The following is a 26,283-nucleotide window of genomic DNA, read 5'->3' as shown; positions in this document are numbered from 1 at the left end:
ATTCTCCCGAAAGGTATGTCGTCGTGCTTGTAAACACCAGCAGGTACGCCGGCCAGTTACGTATCTGGCCGATTTTTTACATGCGGCGAAAAGTTAGTTAACCATTTGATAACCAGGCGCTAGTTTTGTCTAGTACCAGACCCTGGACTTTAAGATGAAAATTCGACGATTGTCTACTTTCTTAGATTTAAACTTGGTTAAAAGTGAATAGTGATTGACTTCACACAGAGATAACCGGCGGTATGATTTGGCAAAAAAAAGCCCGCGATAAACGCGGGCTTTCGTGAGGCAGGTAAAGATTATTTGCTTTTCTTAATGTGCTTAATCAAGCGCTTACGCTTACGCATCTGGTTTGGCGTCAGGGTGTTGCGCTTGTTGGCAAACGGGTTTTCCCCTTCCTTGAACTGGATACGGATAGGCGTGCCCATTACGTCCAGCGATTTACGGAAGTAGTTCATCAGATAGCGCTTGTAGGAATCCGGCAGGTCTTTCACCTGGTTGCCGTGAATTACTACGATTGGCGGGTTGTAACCACCGGCGTGGGCATATTTCAGCTTCACGCGACGGCCGCGCACCAGCGGCGGCTGATGGTCTTCAGCAGCCATATTCATGATGCGGGTCAGCATCGCGGTGCTCTGACGACGGGTGGAGCTGTCGTACGCTTCACGCACGGATTCGAACAGGTTACCCACCCCGCTGCCGTGCAGCGCAGAGATAAAGTGCACGCGGGCGAAGTCGATAAAGCCCAGACGGAAGTCGAGGGTCTCTTTCACCTGCTCGCGCACTTCATTGCTCAGGCCATCCCACTTGTTGACCACGATAACCAGTGAGCGCCCACTATTGAGGATAAAGCCGAGCAGAGAGAGATCCTGATCGGAGATACCTTCGCGTGCGTCGATGACCAGCAGCACTACGTTGGCATCTTCGATCGCCTGCAGGGTTTTGATAACGGAGAATTTTTCCACCACATCGGTGATTTTCCCGCGCTTACGCACCCCGGCGGTGTCGATGAGGACATACTCGCGCTCGTCGCGCTGCATAGGGATGTAGATACTGTCACGGGTGGTGCCCGGCATGTCGTAAACGACCACGCGCTCTTCACCCAGAATACGGTTAGTAAGCGTAGACTTACCTACGTTTGGACGACCCACGATGGCCAGCTTGATCGGCAGATCCTGCGGGTTGAAGTCGTCTTCAGGCTCTTCTTCGCCCTCTTCTCCGTCTTCAAACTGCGCCCAGTATTCAGCGTCTTCGTCCACTTCTTCCGGCGGGTTTACTTCGTCAACCCACGGCAGCAGAACGGTTTCCAGCAGGCTGGTGACGCCACGGCCATGCGATGCCGCAATCGGGTAGATTTCACCCAGGCCAAGAGACCAGAAATCCGCGACGGCCTGATCGGCATCGATACCGTCAGTTTTGTTCGCCACCAGGAAGGTCGGCTTTTCGCGTGAACGCAGGTGTTTGGCAATAGCGGAGTCCGCCGGCATCAGGCCAGCGCGCGCATCCACCATAAACAGCACCACATCCGCCTCTTCAATCGCCAGCAGCGACTGTTCCGCCATGCGGGTTTCAACGCCGTCTTCTGTGCCGTCAATACCACCGGTATCAATACAGATGAACTCGCGTCCTTCCACCTCTGCACGACCGTACTTACGGTCACGCGTCAGCCCCGGGAAATCCGCAACCAGCGCATCACGGGTGCGTGTTAAACGGTTAAAAAGAGTGGATTTTCCAACGTTAGGGCGCCCGACAAGCGCGACCACAGGTACCATGTTTGAAGCCTCATAAAATTCAAAATAACGTCACTTTCGCGGCGTTTTTAAAAATGTCAAAACGGCTCCTGAGTGAACAGGAGCCGTTTAGTATACTACAACCGCCGGGTAATTAACGCGTGATCGCGTACAGCGTGCCGTCTTTTGCCTGAATCAGCAGTTTGCCGTCGGCCACAACCGGATCGGTCAGGAAGCCAGAGCTGTCGACTTTTTGCTGTGCAACAAAGCGGCCGTTATCCGGATCGATCCAGTGCATATACCCTTCGCTGTCGCCAACCACCAGGCTACCGTTGTACAGCACAGGCGAGGTCAGCAGACGGTGCAGCAGATCGCTTTGCGTCCACAGCGTCACGCCGCCTTCGGTGCTCAGCGCCAGCAGACGGTCGTTCTGATCGACCATATAGATGCGGTTGCCCTCAACGATGAAATCGTTCACAGAGCCCAGCTCACGTTTCCACATGATCTGGCCGCTGCGCAGATCCAGCGCGGTCAGGTTGCCGTTATAGGCCAGCGCGTAAACCACACCGTTAACAATGACCGGCGTTGTGTCTACGTCGCTCAGACGGTCAATTTCCGTTGAGCCGGTGGCCTGAGAGATACGCTGCTGCCAGATCATCTGACCCTGCTGCATCAGCACGGCGCTCACGCGACCGTTGTCACCGCCCACAATGGCAGCACCAAATGCGGTAGCCGGTGCTGATTCACCGCGCAGAGAGAGCGCAGGCATATCTAGGTTAACGGTCCATTTCACCAGACCGTCAGCTTCGTTCAGCGCCTGCAGCTGGCCGTTGCTGGTATGAATCAGCACCAGACCGTCGCTCACCACCGGACGAGACAGGGATTCACCCGCTACGGTTGTTTGCCAGGCAATAGAGCCGTCGCTGCTGTTCAGCGCATAAACCTGCGCTTTTTCGCTGCCCACGTAAACATGGCCACCGGCAACGGTCAGACCGCCAGAGAGCAGTGCAGGTTTACGGGAGAACCAGCCGTCTTTTTCCGCCAGGTTAACGGACCATACTTCTTTCCCGTCATCGGCGTTCACCGCTTTCACGGTACCTTTGCGGTCAGCGGCATAGACAACGCTGTCTGCATACGCAGGATGAAGGTTGGAATAGAAATCACCAATCCCATTGCCCACGGAGACATCCCACGCGGTGGATGGGGTAAACTGGTTTTCAACCGTCGGCAGTGGGGACATTTTCACAACGTCTTCTTCGCCACTGAACAGTGAACAACCACTCAATAACGTAACAGAAAGCAGTCCTGGCAGAAGTAATTTACGCAATTGCATCGGGTCCCTCTCAGACGGACAAATTATTTATTTTCATCTGCATCATTTCGCTCAGCGCAGGTGAAGCATTGCTCTCGACGCCAGCTTGCCACGCTTTACGCGCGCCCGCTTTGTCACCTTTGCTCAGCAGTGCTTCACCGCGCAGATCGGCAACGATGGCAGCAAAACCTTCGCCTTTGATGGTATCGAGCGTTTTCAGCGCATCGTCAGCTTTTTTCTGCTGAACCTGAATACGTGCCAGGCGCAGATTGATCACCGCTTTCAGGTTCTCATCGCTTGCCGCAGCAAGGCTCTGAGAGAGCTGTGCAGCGGCTTTATCCAGTTCGTTCTTATCAACGTACTGCTGAGCCACTTCCAGCGCAGCCAGTGCACCGTAGGTGTTTTTGTTGTCAGCCGCAAATTTTTCTGCCGCCGTCAGCGTTTGCGGCTGATCGGCACGAATTGCGCTCACGGTATTTTCATAGGACAGGGACGCGCCGCGCGCGGAATCTGCCTGATGATTGTTCCAGTAACGCCAGCCCACCAGCGCACCGACACCTAAAATAACCCCAACAACCAGCGCTTTGCCGTTTTCAACAAAGAAGCGCTTAATCGCGTCGACCTGATCGTGTTCGTTCTCGTAAATTTCCACGCAGTCCTTCTCCTTAGCCCAATAGAGTGCGCAAGTGCGCCGCAACGCCGTCCTGCGTTACCGTTGTCTGCTCACCAGAGCGCAGGTCCTTCACCACCACTTCGCCGTTAGCCACTTCGGACTCGCCCAGCACCAGTGCAATACTTGCGCCCCACTTATCGGCACGAGCAAACTGTTTTTTAAAGTTGCCGCCGCCATGGTTGGTCATCAGCTTAACGCCCGGCAGCGCATCGCGCACGCGTTCGGCAAGCTGCATCGCCGCAGACTGCGTTTCCGCGCCTGAAGCCACCAGGTATATATCGACAACGGAATCTGCTTTAAATTCCGGATTAACTGCCTGAACCAGCAAAACAAGTCGCTCAAGGCCCATCGCGAAGCCAACAGCAGGGGCTGCGCGACCGCCAAGTTGCTCAACCAGACCGTCATAACGGCCGCCCGCACATACGGTGCCCTGAGAACCGAGGCTGGTGGTCACCCACTCAAACACGGTGCGGTTGTAGTAGTCCAGACCGCGCACCAGGCGCTGATTCACGGTATAGGCGATGCCTGCCGCTTCAAGCAGCTTGCACAGGCCCGCGAAGTGTTCGCGAGATTCTTCATCCAGGTAGTCACCCAGCGCAGGCGCATCGTTCAGCAGTGCCTGAACATCCGCGTTTTTGGAATCCAGAACGCGCAGCGGGTTACTGTACATGCGACGTTTGCAGTCTTCGTCCAGCTTCTCTTTATGCTGTTCCAGGAACGCCACCAGCGCATCGCGGTAGTTAGCGCGTGCTTCCAGAGAACCGATAGAGTTCAGCTCAAGAGAAACGTGATCGGCGATACCGAGGGCGCGCCACCAGCGGGCGGTCAGCATAATCAGTTCAGCGTCGATGTCCGGGCCCTGCAGGCCAAAGACTTCCACACCCAGCTGATTGAACTGACGATAACGACCTTTCTGAGGACGTTCGTGGCGGAACATCGGGCCGATATACCACAGGCGCTGCTCCTGATTGTACAGAAGACCATGTTCGATGCCGGCGCGTACGCAGCCCGCCGTACCTTCCGGACGCAAGGTCAGGCTGTCGCCGTTGCGGTCCTCAAAGGTGTACATCTCTTTTTCAACCACGTCGGTGACTTCACCGATCGCGCGTTTGAATAACGGGGTCTGCTCTACAATCGGCAAACGGATTTCGCTGTAACCGTAGCTGCCGAGCACCTGCTTCAGTGTGCCTTCAATGCGCTGCCAGATGGCGGTTTCGCCAGGCAGATAATCGTTCATGCCGCGGATGGCTTGAATGTTTTTTGCCACGTTTATTCTCTTTCTATATACAAAAAAAACCCAAAGAATGGGTTCAATCATACATGGGAAGCGGCACGCTTCCCATCACGTTATTTTTCAACCTGCTGAACGCTGATACGCTGTGTTTCGTCCATCATGGCGGCTTTGGCGCGGATGCGGGCTTCAAGCTGGTCGATCATGTCGCTATTATCCAGACGATCTTTACGAACGCCATCTTCATAGAGACCACTTTTCTTGTTACCGCCGGTTACGCCCAGGGTTGACACCAGTGCTTCACCCGGACCGTTTACCACGCAGCCGATGATGGAGACGTCCATCGGGGTGATAATGTCTTCCAGACGCTGCTCCAGGGCATTCACCGTCCCGATCACATCAAACTCCTGACGCGAGCAGGTTGGGCAGGCAATGAAGTTGATCCCACGCGCGCGAATGCGCAGCGACTTCAGGATATCGAAACCGACTTTGATCTCTTCGACCGGATCGGCCGCCAGCGAGACGCGCAGGGTGTCACCGATCCCTTCAGAGAGCAGCAGCCCCAGACCGATCGCGGATTTTACAGAGCCGCTGCGCAGGCCGCCTGCTTCGGTGATCCCGAGGTGCAGAGGCTGGTCGATCTGCTTTGCCAGTAGACGATAAGACTCTACCGCCAGGAACACGTCGGACGCTTTTACGCTGACTTTGAACTGATCGAAGTTAAGACGATCGAGATGATCGACATGGCGCATCGCGGATTCGAGCAGCGCCTGTGGCGTCGGCTCGCCGTATTTTTCCTGCAGGTCTTTTTCCAGGGAACCGGCGTTAACGCCGATACGGATAGGAATATTTTTATCGCGGGCGCAGTCCACTACCATGCGGATACGCTCTTCGTTACCGATGTTGCCCGGGTTAATGCGCAGGCAATCGACGCCGTATTCGGCCACTTTCAGTGCGATGCGGTAGTCGAAGTGGATATCAGCCACCAGCGGAACGCTGACCTGCTGTTTGATCAGTTTGAACGCCTCAGCGGCATCCATGGTCGGGACGGAAACGCGAACAATGTCCGCGCCTACACGTTCTAATGCTTTGATTTGATTGACCGTCGCTTCTACATCGGTAGTGCGCGTGTTGGTCATCGACTGAACGGCGATAGGTGCCCCATCGCCGATTGGCACATTCCCAACGTAAATCCGTTTCGATTTTCTACGTTGAATCGGAGCCTGGTTATGCATGAAAAATCTCCCGCGTTGCCCGTCTGTTACTGTGCTGCTGATTGTTCGGCATTAACGGTAAGACGTGCAACCTGGTTAGTTCTGATAAAGCGGCTCAGGTCGACAGGTTTTCCTTGATACTGGATCTGTACCGCTGCCGGAGCGCCGATTTTAAGTTTATAGGGAGCCTGGCCGGTTAGGTTTAACGTGCCATCTTTACGCTGCAGGCCGCTGAACAGTTTTTTACCTGTCGCGTCAGTCACTTCCAGCCAGCAGTCGGCGCTGAAGTTCATCACCAGCGCGTTGGGATCGGCTGCTGTTGCCGTACCCGCCGGGTTGGTTGGCAGAGACGCTGCGCTATTGTCTGCAGGCTGAGTAGCCGCAGGCACGTTCGCTGCAGTATCAACATTCGCCTGAGAAGGGGCAACAACCGCATTTTGATCCTGAGCCTGCGGCGCAGCGGTGTTAGCCGTTGCTGACGGAGCCTGTGCTGCATCGGTCGCCGACGCGTCTGGCGCTGCGGTCTGTGGCTCGCTTGAGGACGCTGCACCGTCGTTATTCAGCGGCACGTTCTGGGCATTCTCACTTCCGGCCTGGTTGAGTTCAGCAGAGGATTGATCGGCCATGGTGGTGATCTCTTCCTGCTGGGCTTTGTGGTTTTGCCACCACCATGCGCCCGTCAGGCCAATCACCACAAACAGCACCAGCCAGGTAAAGCTCATCAGCCAGCCATCGCGTTTTTTACGACGTTTCCCCAGGGAGAAGGTCTGCATCGGCGCAACTTTTGCTGCACGGACCGGTGCCTGCTTCTCCATCATTGGCAGTAATTCATTTTCGGGGATATGGACCAGTTTTGCGTAAGAGCGGATATAACCGCGCAAGAACGTTGAAGCCAGATCGGCAGGTGCCTTATCTTCTTCAATATCGCGAACCGTGGAAACCTTCAGGCACAAGCGTTCCGCAACGGCTTGCTGGCTGAGTCCGAGTTGTTCACGGGCGTTGCGAAGACGAACGCCAGTGGAGAGTGCTTCATGTTGGTCGTGAGTGGCTTCAGTATTCATTCGCTACAACTACTGGTACGTGAAAAATAAGGGTTCAGGTGCCGGTGAGTCACAATGCCACCCGCACCGCGAAACTTCTGGTCAGTTAACCTTGAACAGAGAGTATAAGACTGTCAGCCCGGAGATGACAGTACAGCCCTGCCCGTACGGCTAAACTGTTGTTACGTCGTTACATACTGCCCGAAAGTCGGATGAAACGCACCGTAATTATTGTTCAGTCATCACGAATCTGACTGATTATTCAGTAAGACCAGGCTTCACGGCGCAGATAATGCGCCGTGAGTGCATAATAATCAAACAGCTTTAACCGCGATCGTCTCGCCCTGCATGCGTTTACGCAGGGTACGTTTGGTACGGTCAATAACATCACCTGCCAGCTGTCCGCATGCTGCATCAATGTCATCACCACGGGTTTTACGCACGATGGTGGTGAAACCATACTCCATCAGCACCTTGGAAAAACGGTCGATACGGCTGTTCGAGCTACGGCCATACGGCGCGCCCGGGAACGGGTTCCATGGGATCAGGTTGATTTTGCATGGCGTATCTTTCAGCAGTTCAGCAAGCTGATGCGCATGTTCGGTACCGTCGTTAACGTGGTCAAGCATCACGTACTCGATGGTGACGCGGCCCTGGTTGGCGTTGGATTTCTCCAGATAGCGACGCACCGCAGCGAGGAAGGTTTCGATATTGTACTTTTTGTTGATCGGCACAATTTCGTCACGAATTTCGTCGTTTGGTGCATGCAGGGAGATCGCCAGCGCAACGTCAATCATATCGCCCAGCTTGTCCAGCGCAGGCACAACGCCAGAGGTAGACAGCGTGACGCGACGCTTGGACAGACCAAAACCGAAGTCATCCAGCATGATTTCCATCGCCGGAACGACGTTGGTCAGGTTCAGCAGCGGCTCACCCATCCCCATCATCACCACGTTGGTGATAGGACGCGTACCGGTTACTTTTGCCGCACCGACGATTTTCGCGGCACGCCAGACCTGGCCGATAATTTCTGACACCCGCAGATTACGGTTAAAGCCTTGCTGCGCGGTTGAGCAGAATTTGCACTCCAGCGCACAGCCTACCTGAGAGGAGACACACAGCGTGGCGCGGTCTTCTTCCGGGATGTAGACGGTCTCAACGCGCTGATCGCCTACCGCAATCGCCCATTTGATGGTGCCATCCGCTGAGCGCTGCTCTTCCACCACTTCCGGTGCGCGGATTTCAGCCACTTCCTTGAGCTTGTTGCGCAGGACCTTGTTGATGTCAGTCATGTCATCAAAATTGTCGCTGCAGTAATGGTACATCCACTTCATGACCTGATCGGCACGAAACGGCTTTTCGCCCATCTCTTTAAAGAACTCGCGCATCTGCTGACGGTTCAGATCCAGCAGGTTGATTTTTCCATTTTTATTGGGAACCGCAGGAATGGCGACTTCGGAGGTATTAACTAATTCAGACATAATATTTTCCGGCCTCGTTGTTACACGTTATGGCCCATGGAGGGTTGAATAGAAACGCCCCGGAAAGCAGTCTGCTCGTCCGGGGCGTTGCATTGTACAAAGTCTGGCGCAGGGATGCCACGTCTGGACGCGGCATTTACGAAAATAATGTGTAAACGAAACCGTTAAATTAACGGGTGCGTGGACACACTTCGCCTTCTGCGAAGAAGAAAGCGATTTCGCGTGCAGCAGATTCAACAGAGTCAGAACCGTGGGTACCGTTCTCGGTGAAGCTGTCTGCGTAGTCAGCGCGCAGAGTACCTGCCAGCGCGTTGTCCGGGTTGGTTGCGCCCAGCAGGTCACGGTGACGCTGTACTGCGTTTTCGCCTTCCAGCACGGATACCACGATTGGACCGGAGGTCATGAACTCAACCAGGCCGTCAAAGAATGGGCGACCTTCGTGCTCAGCGTAGAAACCGCGAGCCTGCTCAACGGTCAGGTGCAGCATTTTGGTGCCAACAATTTTGAACCCTGCAGATTCAAAGCGAGCGAAGATGCTGCCAATAACGTTTTTTGCCACCGCGTTTGGTTTGATGATGGAAAAAGTACGTTCAATAGCCATGATAACCTCTGTCAATGTTCTGTTGTTTTGCATACCTGAGTATGGTGTGGCGCGGATTATAATGAGCAATAGCGCCATTGCCTATGGATTCAGGTAACATTTTTTTAAAATAAGACGAGTTTTAGCAACAGCTCACATCAGAAAGCTATTTTCAGGTCACTGCAACGTAAAATTCACCGTCGCGACCTGACCGGTCTCATCCATAACGAGTAACTGATAATCGCCCGATTTATCAAGCTGTAATGTGTAAACTCTTCCCTTCACATTCAGCGGTTCACCGTTCAAAAACCACCAGCGCTCGCCGCTATTGCCGGTCGCCTGAAGCGGCAGCGAAACGCGGGATTCCCCCGGCAGACGTTTGATGACGGCCCCTTCACGCACGCCTGTCAGGATGAGTGGCGCAGGTGCGTCCTGCGATAGCGGAGGACAGGTGGTTGAGGAAGGAGGGACCCGTACCGCGCGACGCTCGGTTGCCGGCAGCCACGGCTCCAGCGGCAGCGGCCAGACATCCAGGACTTTTTCAGTTGCATCAGGGCAATCTGCCGCCACGCGTTTACCCGTTTTATCCAGCCAGACCGGGAAACGAATGCCGCGTATCCCTTCCTGTTCGGGCAATAGCAGCGTGGGCGGTTCACTCCCTTCCAGCAGCCAGGTCGACAGGCGACGCCGACAGTTTTCACTTCCTTCCGGCAGCGACTGGCCGCCCGGCCAGCAGATCACGCCCCGCCCGACGCTCTCCGGACGCGGGTCGCGCGGCAGGCGGGCTTCGTCTACCGTTGAGCGTGACTGAAGCAGGTTATTAACCTGATTTAAGAGTGGAACCGCGCTGGCGAAACCAAACTGCCCCGCTACGGGCGTGCCGTCCGGTCGTCCTGTCCAGATGCCTATTACGTAGCGGGCATTAAGACCAATCGCCCAGGCATCACGGTAACCGTAGCTGGTGCCGGTTTTCCACGCCAGCGGTGCGATCTGCGGTAACGCATTATCCGGCAGCGGCTGCGCCTCGTTCGCCAGAATACGGCGAATAATCCACGCCGAGCCTTGCGACAGCAGCGGACGTTCAATGAGCGGATCGCCCGGCTGTAACCGCAGCCTCCCCGCCTTACCGTGTCGGGCAAACGCGCTGTAGGCCGCGGCGATATCGGCCAGCCGCGCGCCTGCCCCGCCGAGGATCAGAGAAAGATTTGGCTGCGCCCCCGCAGGCAGGATCAGCGGCAAGCCTGCGTTGCTCAACATCCCGGCAAAACGTTTTGGCCCGTAGGCTTCCAGTACCTGTACCGCGGGCAGGTTGAGGGAGCGCACCAGCGCTTCACTCATGCTGACCGGTCCGTGGAACCCACTGTCAAAATTCCCGGGGCGATAATCACCGGTTTTTCTGGGAACGTCCTGGAGCAGCGAGGCGGGATGGATCAGGCCATCGTCCAGTGCCATACCGTAAATAAAGGGCTTTAACACCGATCCCGGGGATCGGATCGCATTGACCATATCCACGTGGCTAAAACGCGTGTCATCGTTAATATCCACCGAGCCGACCCAGCCGCGCACTTTCATATCGGTGTGATCCACGACGATCATCGCCAGCGAGCTGCGTGCCGGCAGGCGAGATTTCCAGTTCATCGCCAGCTCTTCCAGCTGCCGCTGCAGTCCGGCATCCAGCGTGGTGACAATTTTTGCGTCGCGGCTTTTGCCGAGCATCATGCGCGCAAAGAGCGGCGCCAGCTGCGGCATCTGTCGGGGCGCCAGCCATACCGATTCTTCCCGTGATTCTTTAACCTGCTTCGCGGACCAGACGCCCTGCGTTACCATGCGGTCGAGCACTTTGTTGCGCGCCGCCTCGGCCCGTTCAGGCCAGCGGTCCGGACGCAAGCGGCTGGGTGCCTGCGGCAGTACCGCCAGCAGCGCCGCTTCGGAATAGCTGAGCTGCGACGGCTGTTTGCCGAGATAGGTCCAGCTTGCCGCCCCGACGCCCTGCAGCGTGCCGCCAAACGGAGCGCGGTTGAGGTAAAGGGTGAGAATGTCGCGTTTGGAAAGATGCCACTCCAGCTGCATCGCCCGCCAGAGCTGACGAACTTTGCCGCCAAAGGTGCGCGGATGCGGGTCCAGCAGGCGTGCCACCTGCATGGTGAGCGTGCTTCCACCAGAGACGACTTTACCAGAACTGAGATCCTGCCAGGCAGCGCGCAGGACAGAGAGCGGGTTTACGCCTGGGTGATCCCAGAACCAGCGATCTTCATACTGGATCAGCGCCTCAAGGTAGCGGGGAGAGATCTCTTCAATGGTAACCGGGTAGCGCCAGATCCCGTCGCTATCGGCAAAACGCCAGAGCGGCGTGCCCTTCTCATCTACCACCACCCGGGCGGGATTAACCTCTTTCAGAGGCAACGGCCACAGGCGGTCGGCGGCGACAATCAGCCCCCATAAAATGAGAAGCGCTCCCGCCAGCCATAGCCAGCGGGAGCGTGTCAGACGTGCCATTCGCATATTACGGAACAACAATCAGCGGGCCGCTGGCCGCCCCCGTTGCCCGCCACTGCGGAACGTACATAGACTCCACCATCGGGACCGGCACCTGATAGGTTCCCGGCGTCACGGCGCGGGCCAGATAAACCAGCGTGACCGGCTGACCTTCGTTTACCGGCACGGCAGCCACAAAGCGGTCGTCGCGGAACTCCATATGCTGAATATCCGCCTGCTGCATCTGGCTGAGCAGGTTCTGAACCTCACTGCCGCTGTCCTGCAGGCTGGCGCTGCTGCTCGCCAGGTTCTGGTTTTCGAGCTCCAGACCCGCAGGGAGCAGATCCACCACCAGCGCATCCGGCACGTTCTGGCTGGCTTTAACGTCCAGCCACACCAGCACCAGCTCACCGCTCTTCAGCGAGGAGAGCGATTTACTGCTGCCGTCGGTTGCCAGGATATGACGTTCAACCTGCAGCACGTTCGAGCTCGGCTGAGGGGCATATTCCGGATAACCGGTGCTGTCCAGGCGTACCCACAGCGGCGCTGTACCGGTGTTAGTCACCTGCAGCGCGCCAAGCTGGTCGCCGCTCACGTTTTGCACCAGTGACTTATCGCCGCCTGATGCGGCCTCAGACAGCGAAGTTTTCGCCTGCCACGCACCAGACAGGGTTTGCAGTGAGCGTCCGGCCAGGAACAGCGCATTGCTCTCCTGCGTTGACAGCCAGCGCTGGCTGAAGGCCTGTTCAGACAGAGCATTCAGCAGCGTATTTTGCGCATCCGGCAGCAGCTTGTACTCCTCCAGAAGAGAGAGCATCAGCGCGTTATCGCGAAGCTGGCTGCCGTAATCGGCCATCCAGTTTTTGCTGTCGTTGCGCGGGGTTTTGAGCGCCAGATCCAGCGCCTGCTGGCTGCGCGGCGCATCGCCCATCAGTTTGAGCGCCATGCCCAGCTGCATCAGCGGCAGCCCGGAAGCCGCCTGCCCGTGGCGATCCCAGATTTCACGCAGCGCGCCCAGCGGCGCTTTTTGCTGACGTGCCAGCACCAGCGCGGCATAGGCCTGCACGGCAAACTTGCTGGCCTGAGTATCGTCGCTGTAGCGAATGGACATCATGCCCGGATCCTGCAGGTAGCGCAGCAGGCGGTTATTGGCGTTATTCACCGCATCGGCAGGTACGCTGTAACCCTGCTCGCCCGCTCGCACCAGGAAGTCGGTCACGTAGGCCGTCAGCCAGTACTCTTCCGGACCGTTTTTATCCCATAGCGCAAAACCACCGTCTTCACGCTGCATCTGCAGCAGACGGGAGATGCCAATATCAATCGCTGCACGGCGCTTGTCATCGGTGTCGCCCTTGATGCCAAGTGCAGTCAGCTGCGCCGCGTTAGTGTAGAGCGACGGGAACAGGCCACTGGTGGTCTGTTCCAGGCAGCCATACGGATACGCCTGCAGCTCGCGAATATAGCGCGCCAGGTTAAGCGGTGGTTTGCCGCTCAGCAGCAGTTGCCCCTGCAGGGTAGCAGGAGAGAAACCGTTACTATGCTGCACCGGTGCGGTCCAGGACTCGCCGGGGTTCAGCATGGCACCGGTATTCACCGTCTGCGCCGGGAATGCCGGACGCACGCCGATTTTCCAGCTCTTCTGCTGCGGCGCAAAGGTCTCACCCGGAAGCTGCAGGCCCGTAACCTGAGCCGTCACCTCACCATCACCATAACCCTCCAGCGCACGCACCGGAATAAACAGGGTGCTGCGCGCGCCAGGAGACAACTGAACCGGCTGCGGCTGCGAGCCTTCCAGCGACAGTTTTCCTGTCGCGGTCAGGGCGACATTCAGCGTTTGCGGCTTGTCCGTCAGGTTGGTGAGGTCCAGCGTCAGCCGTGAGGTGTCCCCGCTTGCCAGGAAGCGCGGCGTGTTAAGCTCGGTAATGACCGGCGCAGCCACCACAACCTTGCTTTCGCTGCTGCCGAAATCGTCTTCCGTCCAGGCCTGCGCCATCAGACGCAGCTCGCCGTTGAAATCACCAATCGGCAGCGTAATCGTGCCTTCTCCGTTGGCATCCAGCGTAACCGGCTGTGCCTGCTGGGCAATAATGGTGACGTGGTTCACCGGCGGCTTACCGCCGCGCTTCAGCTCATCACCGTCACCACCAAAGCGCAGCGCGGCCAGGCGGCCCTGCCCTTCGATGACCTGGCCGTAGATATCGTAGATATCCGCGCCGTAGCGTTTCTGACCGAAGAAAGCCTGCCACGGATCGGGCGTAACGTAATCGGTGATGTTCAGCACGCCGCTGTCAACCGCCGAGACCAGTACGTTCACTTTCTGCGGAACCGCACCCTCTTTCACGCTGGCTTTCACCTTCACAGAGAGCGTCTGGTTTGGACGCATTTTCTGCGGGTTATCGAGCGCAATGTTCAGACGACGATTTTCATCGCCCATCGGCAGATGCAGCAGGCCGACCGCGCGTTTCGGCGTGGCGGATTTCGATTTATCCCCAGGACGAACCACCAGCGTACTCAGGTAGAGATCGTGACGTTTCCAGGCTTTGTCGACCGGGATAGCGAGATCAAGCCCGTTTGCCGGGACGTCGATCTCTTTCCACCACAGCGGCCCTTCGCTGGACTCGATCATCGCATAGCCCTTACCTGCTGCCGGCGCTGCAATGTGCAGGTTAATGGTATCGCCTGGCTGATAGGCTGGCTTATCCAGTTTCAGCGTCACGCGGTCAGGACGTGCAGCCCCGGTGCCGTCGCTGTTATCCTGCCAGCTGTAGCCTGCCCAGAAGCGCACGCTGCTGACCATCTCATCAGGCGCTTTAACCTCCAGACGGTATGAGCCCCACTCCACCGGGAAGGTGACTTTACCCGTCTCGTCGGCCTTGAGAGTCAGCTCCTGCTCGCCTTCAACCAGATCTTTTTGATCGAACTGAGACTGCCAGCCTTCGCTCTCAGACCAGTTCCAGAAGTAGTCGCGGCGCTCACGGATCAGGCGTACCTGTAAACCGGAAACCGCCTTTTTCGCTCCGCTGGCATCGGCATAAACGATGTCGAAGCTGGCGTTGCCGTTCTCGTCAACAATCGGTTGGTTGACGGTGGTATCGGTGCGGTAGTCGTAAACGGCTTTACTGGCGAACTGAGGGCGGATACCCGGCAGCTCAGCCGCTGGCCAGATGGCCTGCTCAGCGCGACGCATCACCGGACGGCCGCCCGACTCCAGCAGGCTGGCCTGCAGGATCAGCTGCAGCGGAGAGTGGACCTCTTTCCACTGGCTTTCGGTAGAAACCTGCCCACGCCCCTGCTCATCCAGCGTAAGCTGAACTTCATCCAGACTGCGGCTCAGGTTCTCCTCCGCGATATCGCCAAACTGGAAGCCCGGCAGCGCAGCCACCGCGTCACGCAGCGGACGCAGGAAAAGCTGGCCCTGCAGAGAATTACCGTTGGCCGGTGCGCCATACAGGTAATAGCCCACCACGTTAAAGTCCACGTTATCCTGCGGTGAAACCGGCGATTTTTCTCCGCTCAGGTTCAATGCCATACGCTCGGGCATGAAGTCTTCGACGTGGAAGTCCCACAGGCGCTGCAGGTTATCGCCCGTGTTGGCACGGATATGCCACATACCGGTCTGCGCTCCGCTGTCCAGCGGATAGTTAAAGCGATAGAGCCCATTCTCTGGCTTGACGACAATCGTACGCGCAACCTGTCCATCCGGGCGCAGCACGTCAAGCTTCACGGGCTGATCGGGAAGCGGCTTACCGTCACTGTCGCGCAGTAAGCCGTTGAGGATCACCGTTTCACCCGGACGATAGAGATCGCGCGGGCCAAACATGAAGAATTGCTTGCTGTAGCCGGGGCTACCGGCAATATCGAACTCCGCCAGATCCAGCGCCGGAAGCTTGAGGTCAAGCAGCGTGGTCTGGCCGTCTTTGCTCGCCAGAATCAGCGCGGCTTCTTTGTCCGTTTCAAGCTTCGCATGACCGTCGGCATCGCTCTTCGCCTCGGCGAGAGTCTGGCCTTTATCGTTCAGCAGCGTGACGGTCACGCCGGACTGCGCCGCACCGTTTTCCAGACTCTGAGTGAAAATATCCAGGCGGTTATGGTAACGGTGAGCGGACAGGCCAATATCGCTTAGGGTAAAGAGCGTTGCGGCATTGCTGTAGTTATAGTGCCCAGCCTGGTTCATGACCGCGATATAAACGCCAGACTGCTGGAGCGGTTTAATATCCTTCAGGGGCAACAGCAATTTTTCGCGCGTGTTGCGCGCCGGATTAAGATCGAATCGACCGGTGTAAACCAGCTCCGCCATCTTCAGCAGGTTATCGGATTCCCAGTTGGTCAGCGAGTTACGGTACTCCCACTGGCTGACAAGGGAGGCCAGCGATTCCGGCTTCACGCGGTAAAAGTTGACATCAACATTGTTGACGTTGAGCGCCATCACCGGCAGACCTTCCACCACCTTGCCCGGCAGCAGCGAGCCGCGGCTGGCAAAACCAACGGTGGGTTCAATGTCCCGGGTGGTCAGGGCTTTTTCATAATCAATGCCGAACGTCGCCTTGTTCAGCGCCTGCAGGTCACGTTCAACGGTGACGACCAGGTTGCGGTTAGGCTCCAGATGACGCAGGCGAAGCTCTTTCAGGTTAGGCGCAAGTTCCCACGCCCCGTCAACCTTGCCGCTTTTCTTGTCCACGACATGCACCGTTTTGGCGAAATCCTGATCGGGATTCAGCGGAACAGAAAAGGTCAGCACCAGCGTGGCGGCACCGTCGAGCTGAACTTCTGAGGTATCCAGCAACGTCAGCGCTTTTCCCTGAGTCTGGGCAGCCAGTTTAGCCAGCGTTTCAGCATTGGGCTTTTCTGCAGCTTTCGGTGTGGATGCGGTGGATGCCGCGGGAGCCGCAGCCTGAGTTTTATCGTCGCTGTTATCACAGCCGACAAGCGTAAACGTGGTGAGCAGCGCAAGAGAGAGCGCGGCTAAGCGAAACGGTTTCATCCTTTGTCCCTGGCCCATGGAGCCTGTTGGTCGTCGTCCGGATAAGTATTATCCGCAAGTTTCATTAATTCAAAAAGGCCAATTTTAAAATCTGGAAAGCGTCTCGCAGAACGGCATCACGCCGCTACGCCGTGATGGAACCGCGATCACAGCACATAACGTCACATGTTACCTTTCAAGTCATTTGTTTTTAAAACAAGAAGATAGCTGGCTAAGCTCGCCCGAAGGCTGCTAGTTTTATGACCATGACGCACCCCGAGTGCGCGGTTCAAAAAGAGAGAAAGCCATGAAACGAGCCGTGAACGCCCTACAAAATTTCGGAAAATCATTGTACGGACCGGTACTTATCTTACCGATCGTCGGTCTGTTTATCGCCTTTGGTAACGTTCTGGGTAACGGTAATCTCGCTGAATACCTGCCGTTTCTGGGCCATCCGCTGATTCAGCACCTTGGTCAGCTTATCGCGAAATCTGCCGTGTCGGTGCTGGTCAACCTGGCGCTGGTGTTTGCCGTCGGGATCCCGATTGGTCTGGCGACGCGTGATAAAGGCTATGCCGCGCTGATTGGTCTGGTGACCTTTGTCGTGTTCATCAACGCCATGAACGTCACGCTACAGCTGCAGGGCGCGCTGGCGCCAGCGGCCCAGATGAAAGCGGCCGGGCAGACCATGGTACTGGGCGTGCAGGTGCTGGAGATGGGCGTTTTTGCCGGGATCCTGACCGGGGCGCTCTCCGGATATCTGTACAACAAATACTCCAGCGTACAGTTTAACGGCGCGATGGCGATTTACTCCGGCCACTGTTTTGTCGCCATCGTCATGCTCCCCGTCTCCATGCTGCTCGGCGTGGTGATGAGTGAACTGTGGCCGTATGCCCAGCACGGCATTAGCGCCCTGGCGCTGGCCATCAAAGGCTCCGGGCCGTTGGGCGTGGCAATCTACGGTTTCCTGGAACGTATTCTGGTCCCCACCGGCCTGCACCATCTGGTTTATACCCCGTTCCTCTATACCGAGCTGGGCGGCACGCAGGAGGTGTGCGGCGCAACCTATCAGGGCGCACGCAATATCTATTTCGCCGAGATGGCCTGCCCGGACGTGAAGCAGCTCAGCAGCACCGTGGTGTGGGACGCGCGCGGCATCAGCAAGATGTTCGGCCTGCCTGCCGCAGCCCTGGCGATGTATATGACCGCAAAGCCGGAGCGTAAAGCCATTGCGAAAGCCATTCTGATCCCGGCGGCGCTGACCTCGCTGCTGGTCGGCGTGACCGAGCCGATTGAGTTCTCCTTCCTGTTCGTCGCTCCGCTGCTGTTCGTGGTGCACGCGGTGCTGACCGGCATCGGCATGATGCTGTTCTCGCTGCTGGGCGTTCACGCCATCGGTGCCAACGGGATTATCGACTTCATCCTGTACAACCTGCCGCTCGGCACGGAGAAGTCCAACTGGCCGATGTACATCGTGGTCGGGCTGATCATGTTTGCCCTCTACTTCGTGGTGTTCCGCTTCCTGATCCTGCGCTTCAACATGAAAACGCCGGGCCGTGAGGATGACGATCGGGAAACGCGCCTCTACAGCAAGCAGGAGTACCAGGCGAAGGGCAATAACGACGGGCTGGGCGAATCCATCGTGACGGGTCTGGGCGGCCGGGAAAACATTGAGGTGGTGGACAACTGCTACACCCGCTTACGCGTCACGGTGAAGGACGTCGCCATTATCGACGAGCCGCGGCTCAAGGCGACCGGCGCGAAAGGGATTATCAAACAAGGTAACAACGTTCAGGTGGTCTACGGGCTGCACGTCAAAAAAATGCGAGAAGCCGTTGAGACGTTTCTCTGAAAGGAGCTAAAGATGTTTACACCCCCATTTATTCTGTCGATTGCCGGCGGCGGCAGCACCTACACGCCGGGCATTGTGAAAAGCCTGATGGTGCGCCTGCAGGATTTCCCGCTGGCCGAAATCCGCCTTTATGACATCGACGAGGCGCGCCAGAACACCATTGCGCCCGTCGTCGAAAAGGTCATTCGCGACCACAGCCAGAGCATCAAGTTCACCGTCACCAGTGACCCGGAAGTGGCGTTCAGCGGCGCGCATTTCGTCTTCGCCCAGATGCGCGTCGGCCAGTACAAGATGCGCGAGCAGGATGAGAAGATCCCGCTGCGCCACGGCGTGGTCGGCCAGGAAACGTGCGGGCCCGGTGGCCTGGCCTACGGACTGCGCACGATCCTGCCGATGGTGGAGCTTATCGATCTGGTCGATCGCTACGCGCACGAAAAAGCCTGGATCGTGAACTACTCCAACCCGGCGGCGATCGTCGCGGAGGGCGTGCGGCGGCTGCGGCCAAATGCGCGGGTGCTGAACATCTGCGATATGCCTGTCGCCGCGATGCGCAATATGGGGGCGATTCTGGGTGTCGATCGCCGCAGGCTGGAGGTGGACTACTTCGGCCTGAACCACTTCGGCTGGTTTACCCGCGTGCTGGTGGACGGCGAAGACAAGCTTCCCGAACTGCGTAAACATATCGCGAAGTTTGGCCTGCTGACGGAAGATGCGGCTAAAACCGATCCGCAGCATTCCGATCCATCATGGGTCAAAACCTGGCGCAACATTAAGCCGATCATGGACAACTTCCCGGAGTATCTGCCGAACCCGTATCTGCAGTACTACCTGATGCCGAACCAGATCGTGGAGCATCAGAACCCGGACTATACCCGCGCCAATGAAGTGATGGACGGGCGCGAGAAAAAGCTGTTCGCCGCTGCCGAAGAATACAAGCGCACCGGGATCCTGCCGGACGCCTTCCACGTAGGCGTCCACGGCGAGTTTATCGTCGATGTCGCCTGCTCGCTGGCCTTTAACCTGCGGAGCCGCCATCTGGTGATGGTGGAAAACCGCGGGGCGATTACCAACCTGCCTTACGATGCCGTGGTGGAGGTGCCCGCTTATATCACCTCCGAAGGCCCGGAACCGATTCGCGTCGGTCAGGTGCCGCTGTTCCATCAGACCCTTTTGCAACAGCAGCTCGCCTCTGAACAACTGCTGGTGGAGGCCACCATCGAGGGCAGCTATGAGAAAGCCCTGCAGGCGTTTACCCTCAACCGCACCGTGCCGACCATGGAACACGCGAAAGCGATTCTGGATGAGATGATCGAGGCCAACCGCGACTACTGGCCTGCGCTGCAAAAAGCCTGGCAGGACGGCGAAACGGTGAAAAAATAGGGGCTTGCTCGCGAGTTGAACGTGGTTTGCTTGTCGGTGTCAGAAAAAACACCGACAATCCTTTTTTACGGAAAAGAATGGAGGCAACCCATGTCCACCTCATATTTTGTCGCCGCCGACTGGCTGATTGAGCACGGTGACGATCCGGAAGTTCAGATTATTGACGCGCGTATGGCCCCGGCCGGGCAGGAACACCTTCGCGATATGGTCGCGGAATACCGTGCCGGACATCTGCCTGGCGCGGTATTTTTTGATATCGAAGCCCTCTCCGATCGCAACTCTCCCCTGCCGCACATGCTGCCGCGCCCGGAAGCGTTTTCTGTGGCGATGCGCGAGCTGGGCGTCAGCAAAGACAAACACCTCGTTGTTTATGATGAAGGTAACCTCTTCTCCGCCCCGCGCGCGTGGTGGATGCTGAAGAACTTCGGCGTGGAAAAAGTCTCTATTCTGGCGGGCGGGCTGGCGGGCTGGAAGCGCGACGAGCTGCCGCTCCAGCAGGGTGACGTGACGCTGCCGGAAGGCGAGTTCGACGCCACGTTCGACGCGCACGTGGTGAAACGCCTGACCGACGTGCTGGTCGTGAGCCATGAAAAAACGGCGCAAATCGTCGATGCCCGTCCTGCTTCGCGCTTCAATGCCGAAGCGGATGAACCGCGTCCGGGGCTGAAGCGCGGACATATTCCGGGGGCGCTGAACGTTCCGTGGGGCGATCTGGTGTTTGAGGGCGAGCTGAAAACCACCGACGAGCTGCGGGCCATTTTTGACCGTGCTGGCGTGGATTTACATCGTCCGATTATTGCCAGCTGCGGCTCCGGCGTAACGGCCTGCGTGGCGATCCTGGCGCTCGCCACGCTCGGAGCGAGCGACGTCACGCTCTACGACGGCGCCTGGAGCGAATGGGGTGCGCGGGACGATCTGCCGGTCGAACCCGCGAAATAATGGATAACCGCCTGGCCACGCTGTTAACGCGCGGGGCGTCGCTGACCCGCGCGGAGTATCGCGTCCTCGCCCACCTCACGGAGCACCCGCTGCTGGTGGGCAACATCACGGTACGCGAGCTGGCGCAGGCGACGTTTGTTTCTACCGCCACCATCATGCGGCTGTGTCAGAAGCTGGGGTTTAGCGGCTTTAGCGAGTTTATCTGGCACTGCAAGCAGCTGCTCTCCGACACGCCGCATATTGCCGCTCAGGGGCAGTCGCTTCCTGAACTCCCGGCGCTGTTTAATCAGTTTATCGCCAACTATCAGCACACCTTCCAGTGGGTCACGCAGGAGAAGCGCCAGCAGTTTGCCGACCTGCTGCGCGAGAAAGAGAGCTTCTTTCTCTACGGGGCCGGGTTTTCCTATCTGTTTGCGGAGTACCTGACCAAGAAGCTACAGGTGCTGGGCAAAACGGCGTTTATCTCCGGGCCGGGGGACAGCCGGAATATTTTCCTCAGCAACGCCGCCCGCTATCAGGTGTTTATTGCCGTCTCGCGCAGCGGCGAAACGGAGCAGGTGCTGGATAAAGCGCGGATTGCCAAAAACGTCGGCATGACGATCGTCGCGTTTACCCGCGCCTCGGCCAACACGCTGGCGGGGATGGCGGACGTGCACTTTGCCCTCTATGACGAAGCGGTGCACTTCGCCGCTGAAGCCGCGGGGGTGACGTCGTTTGAGTCGAATCTGGTGCTGCTGATGGATTTACTGCTGCTGGAAGCAACGGGGTGATATTCACCCCGCCATAATCAGATGATGCGGTTAGTTTTGAGATCGCGCAGGAAGCCGCCCCAGCGACGCTCGTAGAACGGGGTGATGTGCTCGGTAATAAAGTGGCTGATGCCCTTCTCGCCGTTCTTCACCTGGCAGATATCAATCGGCTCATCGCCCGGCAGCGTGTCGGTCGCCACGCTTCCCGCGGCCTGAATGATATCGTCGATATCGCCGTCCGCCTCAATACCAATCAGCAGAACCGGATGCTCGTCCGCACGCTCTTTAATGGAGCAGAGAAACGCGCGTCTAACCGGTTTCAGGGTTTTGAACAGCGTCGTCAGGGAATCAATCATCTGCGCGGGCGGCTCGGCTACTTCAGACAACAGCAGCGTTTCGCCCCCTTCCAGCACTTCCTGGGTGCTGAGCGGGTTGCCTTCTTCACCTATCAGATGGCTGATTTCACGCGGGGTAAACTCTTTCCCGGTCGGCAGCTTCGCGTTAAGGAACAGCGTCTGGCCCAGCGTCATTTCGAACAGGGTACGCACCGGCATCACTACGAACGCCTGTTCGTCTTCTACCGCTTCCTGCAGGGCTTCCAGCGAGGTGAAGAACGGGATCACCGACGTGCCGTCGTCTTTCTCCCAGTGCAGCAGATCCAGCGCGCTGTCTTCGACAACCTGCTCACCTTCCGCCGCGGTGCCCGGCACCCAGACGGTGGATTCCAGCAGCGTGCGGAAAAATGCCGGACGGTGGGCGGGCTCGGTCGCCGCCTGCTCCAGCAGGGTTTCTAATTCGTTTTTGGTTTCGGACATAACAATTCCAGATGATGCATTTCCCCTCACCCCAGCCCTCTCCCTCAAGGGAGAGGGAGCAAACCATCCCCTCTCCCCTTGGGAGAGGGTTAGGGTGAGGGCAATAAAGATTACTCAGCCGTCAGCAGGTTCGCCACGGTACGCACGCCCAGACCGGTCGCGCCAGCGGACCACTGCTCAACCGCCGCTTTACGGTACGTTGCGGAACAGTCGATGTGCAGCCAGCCTTCGTGGTAGTTCTCAACGAAGTGGGACAGGAAGCCTGCCGCCGTGCTTGCACCCGCCGGGTACGCCGCGCTCGCGGTGTTGTTCAGCTCGGCAAAGTTGGACGGCAGCTGGCTGCGGTGGAACTCGGCCAGCGGCAGACGCCAGAACGGCTCGTTTTCCGCAGCGGCGCTTGCCAGCAGGCGAGCGGCCAGCTTGTCGTCAAAGCTGAACAGCGCGTGGTAGTCGTTGCCCAGGGCGGTTTTTGCCGCGCCGGTCAGGGTCGCCATGTCGATAATCAGCTCTGGCTTCTGCGCAGACGCGTCGATCAGGCCATCGGCCAGCACCAGACGGCCTTCGGCGTCGGTGTTCATCACTTCGACGTTTTTACCGTTGCGATAGCGAATGATGTCGCCCAGCTTAAAGGCGTTACCGCTCACCATGTTATCCGCGCAGCACAGATACAGCTTCACGCGCTTGTTCAGACCGCGGGTGATGGCGAACGCCAGCGCGCCGGTGATGGTTGCCGCGCCGCCCATGTCGGACTTCATGGAGTCCATGAACGCGCTCTGCTTCAGGCTGTAGCCGCCGGTATCGAAGGTGATGCCTTTACCCACCAGGCAGGCAAAGACCGGCGCCGCTTTATCGCCGGTTGGGTTGTAATCCAGCGCCAGCAGGACCGGAGGACGCTCGGAACCACGGCCCACGGTGTGGATGCCCATGTAGTTCTGCTCGCGCAGGTCTTCACCTTTGGTGATGCGGTAGGACATTTTCTCGCCCGCCACGCCGCACAGCAGGTCAACCGCGCGCTGCGCCAGCTGCTCAGGACCGAGCTCTTCCGCCGGGGCGTTGATGGTGTCGCGCACCCAGTCGATGATTTGCAGGCGGCTTTCCAGCTCTTTCTGACCGGCTTCGTCGAGGTTAGCCCACTCGATTTTGCGGGTGCCTTTCGGCCCTTTGTAGCCAGCCCAGAATGCCCAGCTGCGGTCGGTATCCCAGCCTTCGCCTTCCAGGGACACATGCTTAATGCCCATGCCGTCAATTTTACGCGCGGCGCGCTGGATCAGGCCCAAATCATCGTTGCCCGTCAGGTGCAGGGTAATGCCGTCGTTGTTGATGCTGTAGGTGGCTTTCTCGCCCCAGCGCGCATCGGCTGGCTGCGTAGAGAGCGTAATCTTCATCGCTTCGGTCATTTTATTTATCCTTATTAGCAACTAGCAAACGGGCCGCCTGAAGGCAGCCCGTTATGTTATTTATTCTGCTTCATCTAACCAGACTAACAGAATCGCCTCCAGAATTTTTTCATTGGATGCGTTTGGATCGTCGTCGAAATCTTCTAAATCGCAGATCCACTGGTGCATGTCGGTGAATCGTACGGTCTTCGGATCGAGATCCGGGTTCGCGTCGTAGAGCGCTTCGCCGATTTCACGGCTGTCTGTCCACTTCAGTCCCATATCAATGCTCGCGTGCGTGGTTGATAGTGTAGCGTGGGAATTCCACGACCAGATCTTCATCGGTCACCGCGGCCTGGCAGCTCAGGCGGCTGTCAGGCTCCAGACCCCATGCTTTATCCAGCATGTCGTCTTCGTCTTCGGTGCTCTCGGCGAGAGAGTCGAAACCTTCACGCACGATGCAGTGGCAGGTGGTGCAGGCACAGGATTTTTCACAGGCGTGTTCCACTTCGATACCTGCACGCAGGGCAACATCGAGAATGGTTTCACCGGTCTTCGCTTCCAGAACAGCGCCATCCGGACAGAGGTCCGCATGAGGCAAAATAACAATCTTTGGCATATTAAACCTCGTCCACGGACTGGCCTTTCAGCGCGACGCGGACAGATTTGTCCATGCGGCGAGCAGCAAAGTCCTGGGTTTGTTTATCAACGTTTTTAATGGCTTCTTCTATTGCGTCAGCGTCATTGCCTTCTGCTACTGCGCTTAAATGCGCGGCAGCGTCGTCAATCACCTGGCGCTCAGCGGCGCTTAACAGCGCGGCATCGGCAGCGAGCGCGCCGTTCAGGCTCTCCAGCACGCGGGCGGCTTCAACTTTTTGTTCAGCCAGCATACGCGCCTTCACATCCTGCTCGGCGTAGCTCATTGAGTCCTGAATCATGGAGGAGATTTCGCCATCGGTCAGGCCGTAGGACGGCTTCACCTGAATGGACGATTCCACGCCGGTCGATTTTTCCATCGCCGTGACGCTCAGCAGACCGTCCGCATCCACCTGGAAGGTGACGCGAATATGCGCCCCGCCCGCAGGCAGCGCCGGGATACCGCGCAGCGCAAAGCGCGCCAGAGAGCGGCAGTCCTGCACCAGCTCGCGCTCGCCCTGCATCACGTGGATGGACATCGCGGTCTGGCCGTCTTTGAAGGTGGTGAACTCCTGCGCGCGCGCCACCGGAATGGTGGTATTACGCGGGATCACTTTCTCTACCAGGCCGCCCATGGTTTCTAACCCGAGCGACAGCGGGATGACGTCCAGCAGCAGCATTTCGCTGTCCGGCTTGTTGCCGACCAGAATATCAGCCTGGATTGCGGCGCCCACGGCAACCACTTTGTCCGGGTCGATGGAGGTCAGCGGCGTGCGGCCAAAGAATTCGCCCACGCGCTCACGCACCAGCGGCACGCGAGTCGAACCGCCCACCATGACCACTTCCAGCACCTCGTTCGCCTCAACGCCCGCATCTTTCAATGCGCGACGGCAGGCCAGCAGGGTGCGTTTCACCAGCGGGGCAATCAGATCGCTGAACTGGTCGCGGGCGATCTCACCCTGCCAGCCCGCAACGTTTACGGTAACAGTCTGCGCATCGCTCAGGGCGATTTTGGCGTCGATAGCCGCATCCAGCAGTTCACGCTGCACGCGCGCATCGCTGCGATCGCTGATGCCCGCCTGCTCGCGAATATAATCCGCCAGCAGATGGTCGAAGTCATCGCCGCCCAGCGCGGAATCCCCGCCGGTCGCCAGCACTTCAAACACCCCGCGGCTTAAGCGCAGGATCGAGATATCAAAGGTACCGCCACCGAGATCGTAAACCGCGATCACCCCTTCCTGACCGGAGTCGAGGCCGTAGGCAATCGCCGCCGCCGTCGGTTCGTTCAGCAGGCGCAGCACGTGCAGGCCTGCCAGACGCGCGGCGTCTTTGGTGCCCTGACGCTGTGCATCGTCAAAATAGGCCGGAACGGTGATGACTACGCCGTCCAGATCACCGCCAAGCGTCGCCGTCGCGCGCGCCGCCAGCGCTTTAAGGATGTCGGAGGAAACGCGAATCGGGTTCAGCAGACCGGCCGCGGTCGCAATCATCGGCAGGCCGTTTTCACTGGCCTGCAGCTGATACGGCAGATGCGGATAGCGGGTCTGAATATCGGCCAGCGAGCGGCCCATCATGCGCTTTACGGAGCTGATGGTGTTGGCCGGATCGCGCGCGGCGTTGGCGCGGGCGTCATAGCCGACCGCGTGACCCTGCTGCTGGTAGTGGACCACGGAAGGCAGCAGATGGCGGCCCTGCTCGTCAGCCAGCGTTTCCGCCTGGCCGCTGCGCACGGTCGCCACGAGGGAATTGGTGGTGCCCAGATCGATACCCACCGCCAGACGACGCTGGTGCGGTGCGGCACTTAAGCCAGGCTCACTAATTTGTAATAAGGCCATAATTG

General features: G+C 58.0%; 19 protein-coding genes. 4 read left to right on the top strand and 15 right to left on the bottom strand.

The window, feature by feature from the left end; genetic code table 11:
* Nucleotides 1–299 precede the first annotated feature (299 nt).
* From der to USF70_RS10275, 10 genes are all read right to left on the bottom strand, one after another.
* Nucleotides 300–1,772 (bottom strand): ribosome biogenesis GTPase Der, encoded by a 1,473-nt coding sequence (der, locus tag USF70_RS10320; RefSeq protein WP_023308811.1) that lies wholly within the window; start codon nt 1,770–1,772, stop codon nt 300–302.
* Nucleotides 1,773–1,884: 112 nt separating this feature from the next.
* Nucleotides 1,885–3,063: an outer membrane protein assembly factor BamB gene (gene bamB / locus USF70_RS10315; protein ID WP_087823103.1), complete on the bottom strand. Its 1,179-nt coding sequence runs from the start codon at nt 3,061–3,063 to the stop codon at nt 1,885–1,887.
* A gap of 10 nt (nt 3,064–3,073) precedes the next feature.
* Entirely contained in the window at nt 3,074–3,694 is a 621-nt protein-coding gene (locus USF70_RS10310; protein ID WP_033146211.1) for a YfgM family protein, read from the bottom strand.
* A gap of 13 nt (nt 3,695–3,707) precedes the next feature.
* Entirely contained in the window at nt 3,708–4,982 is a 1,275-nt protein-coding gene (gene hisS, locus USF70_RS10305) for a histidine--tRNA ligase (protein WP_032622984.1), read from the bottom strand.
* 80 nt (nt 4,983–5,062) lie between these two features.
* Nucleotides 5,063–6,181 (bottom strand): flavodoxin-dependent (E)-4-hydroxy-3-methylbut-2-enyl-diphosphate synthase, encoded by a 1,119-nt coding sequence (gene ispG / locus USF70_RS10300; RefSeq protein ID WP_023308814.1) that lies wholly within the window; start codon nt 6,179–6,181, stop codon nt 5,063–5,065.
* Nucleotides 6,182–6,207: 26 nt separating this feature from the next.
* Entirely contained in the window at nt 6,208–7,221 is a 1,014-nt protein-coding gene (gene rodZ, locus USF70_RS10295; protein ID WP_033146213.1) for a cytoskeleton protein RodZ, read from the bottom strand.
* A 293-nt stretch (nt 7,222–7,514) separates the two neighbouring features.
* A complete protein-coding gene (locus USF70_RS10290; protein ID WP_014171168.1) occupies nt 7,515–8,681 on the bottom strand; it encodes a bifunctional tRNA (adenosine(37)-C2)-methyltransferase TrmG/ribosomal RNA large subunit methyltransferase RlmN in 1,167 nt (388 codons plus the stop codon).
* A gap of 169 nt (nt 8,682–8,850) precedes the next feature.
* Entirely contained in the window at nt 8,851–9,282 is a 432-nt protein-coding gene (gene ndk / locus USF70_RS10285; protein WP_003860625.1) for a nucleoside-diphosphate kinase, read from the bottom strand.
* A 156-nt stretch (nt 9,283–9,438) separates the two neighbouring features.
* On the bottom strand, nt 9,439–11,763 hold the full coding sequence (gene pbpC, locus USF70_RS10280) for a peptidoglycan glycosyltransferase PbpC (protein ID WP_232937430.1): 2,325 nt from the start codon (nt 11,761–11,763) through the stop codon (nt 9,439–9,441).
* A 1-nt stretch (nt 11,764) separates the two neighbouring features.
* Nucleotides 11,765–16,717, bottom strand: coding sequence for an alpha-2-macroglobulin (locus tag USF70_RS10275; protein ID WP_320735609.1), 4,953 nt, complete (start codon nt 16,715–16,717; stop codon nt 11,765–11,767).
* Between the two features lie 286 nt (nt 16,718–17,003).
* Between USF70_RS10275 and USF70_RS10270 the strand changes: the two genes are divergently transcribed.
* From USF70_RS10270 to USF70_RS10255, 4 genes are all read left to right on the top strand, one after another.
* Nucleotides 17,004–18,548 carry a PTS transporter subunit EIIC gene (locus tag USF70_RS10270; RefSeq protein ID WP_033146216.1) on the top strand — a complete coding sequence of 515 codons (1,545 nt, stop codon included), beginning with the start codon at nt 17,004–17,006 and terminating at the stop codon, nt 18,546–18,548.
* 12 nt (nt 18,549–18,560) lie between these two features.
* Nucleotides 18,561–19,928: a 6-phospho-alpha-glucosidase gene (locus USF70_RS10265; RefSeq protein WP_045888293.1), complete on the top strand. Its 1,368-nt coding sequence runs from the start codon at nt 18,561–18,563 to the stop codon at nt 19,926–19,928.
* Between the two features lie 90 nt (nt 19,929–20,018).
* Nucleotides 20,019–20,867: a 3-mercaptopyruvate sulfurtransferase gene (gene sseA / locus USF70_RS10260; RefSeq protein ID WP_069303177.1), complete on the top strand. Its 849-nt coding sequence runs from the start codon at nt 20,019–20,021 to the stop codon at nt 20,865–20,867.
* The gene (locus tag USF70_RS10255; RefSeq protein WP_045888294.1) at nt 20,867–21,637 is read left to right on the top strand and encodes a MurR/RpiR family transcriptional regulator; all 771 of its coding nucleotides are present in this window, start codon (nt 20,867–20,869) and stop codon (nt 21,635–21,637) included. Before sseA ends, USF70_RS10255 begins: the two co-directional genes overlap by 1 nt.
* A 17-nt stretch (nt 21,638–21,654) precedes the next feature.
* Here USF70_RS10255 and sseB read toward each other — a convergent pair whose 3' ends face one another.
* The 5 genes from sseB to hscA form a co-directional block, all read right to left on the bottom strand.
* A complete protein-coding gene (sseB, locus tag USF70_RS10250; RefSeq protein WP_023333036.1) occupies nt 21,655–22,431 on the bottom strand; it encodes an enhanced serine sensitivity protein SseB in 777 nt (258 codons plus the stop codon).
* A 110-nt stretch (nt 22,432–22,541) separates the two neighbouring features.
* The gene (gene pepB / locus USF70_RS10245; RefSeq protein WP_320735608.1) at nt 22,542–23,828 is read right to left on the bottom strand and encodes an aminopeptidase PepB; all 1,287 of its coding nucleotides are present in this window, start codon (nt 23,826–23,828) and stop codon (nt 22,542–22,544) included.
* A gap of 60 nt (nt 23,829–23,888) precedes the next feature.
* On the bottom strand, nt 23,889–24,089 hold the full coding sequence (iscX, locus tag USF70_RS10240; protein ID WP_003860650.1) for a Fe-S cluster assembly protein IscX: 201 nt from the start codon (nt 24,087–24,089) through the stop codon (nt 23,889–23,891).
* 1 nt (nt 24,090) lies between these two features.
* Nucleotides 24,091–24,426 carry an ISC system 2Fe-2S type ferredoxin gene (fdx, locus tag USF70_RS10235; protein WP_003860652.1) on the bottom strand — a complete coding sequence of 112 codons (336 nt, stop codon included), beginning with the start codon at nt 24,424–24,426 and terminating at the stop codon, nt 24,091–24,093.
* Nucleotide 24,427: 1 nt separating this feature from the next.
* Complete coding sequence (gene hscA, locus USF70_RS10230) at nt 24,428–26,278, bottom strand: Fe-S protein assembly chaperone HscA (protein ID WP_320735607.1); 1,851 nt, start codon at nt 26,276–26,278, stop codon at nt 24,428–24,430.
* Between the last annotated feature and the right edge of the window lie 5 nt (nt 26,279–26,283).

Source organism: Enterobacter sp. 237C8, assembly GCF_034106865.1.
In the GTDB taxonomy this organism is placed as follows: domain Bacteria; phylum Pseudomonadota; class Gammaproteobacteria; order Enterobacterales; family Enterobacteriaceae; genus Enterobacter; species Enterobacter asburiae_B.
The sequence above is the reverse complement of the archived record's forward strand: the minus strand, read 5'-3'. Positions and strand labels throughout refer to the sequence as shown.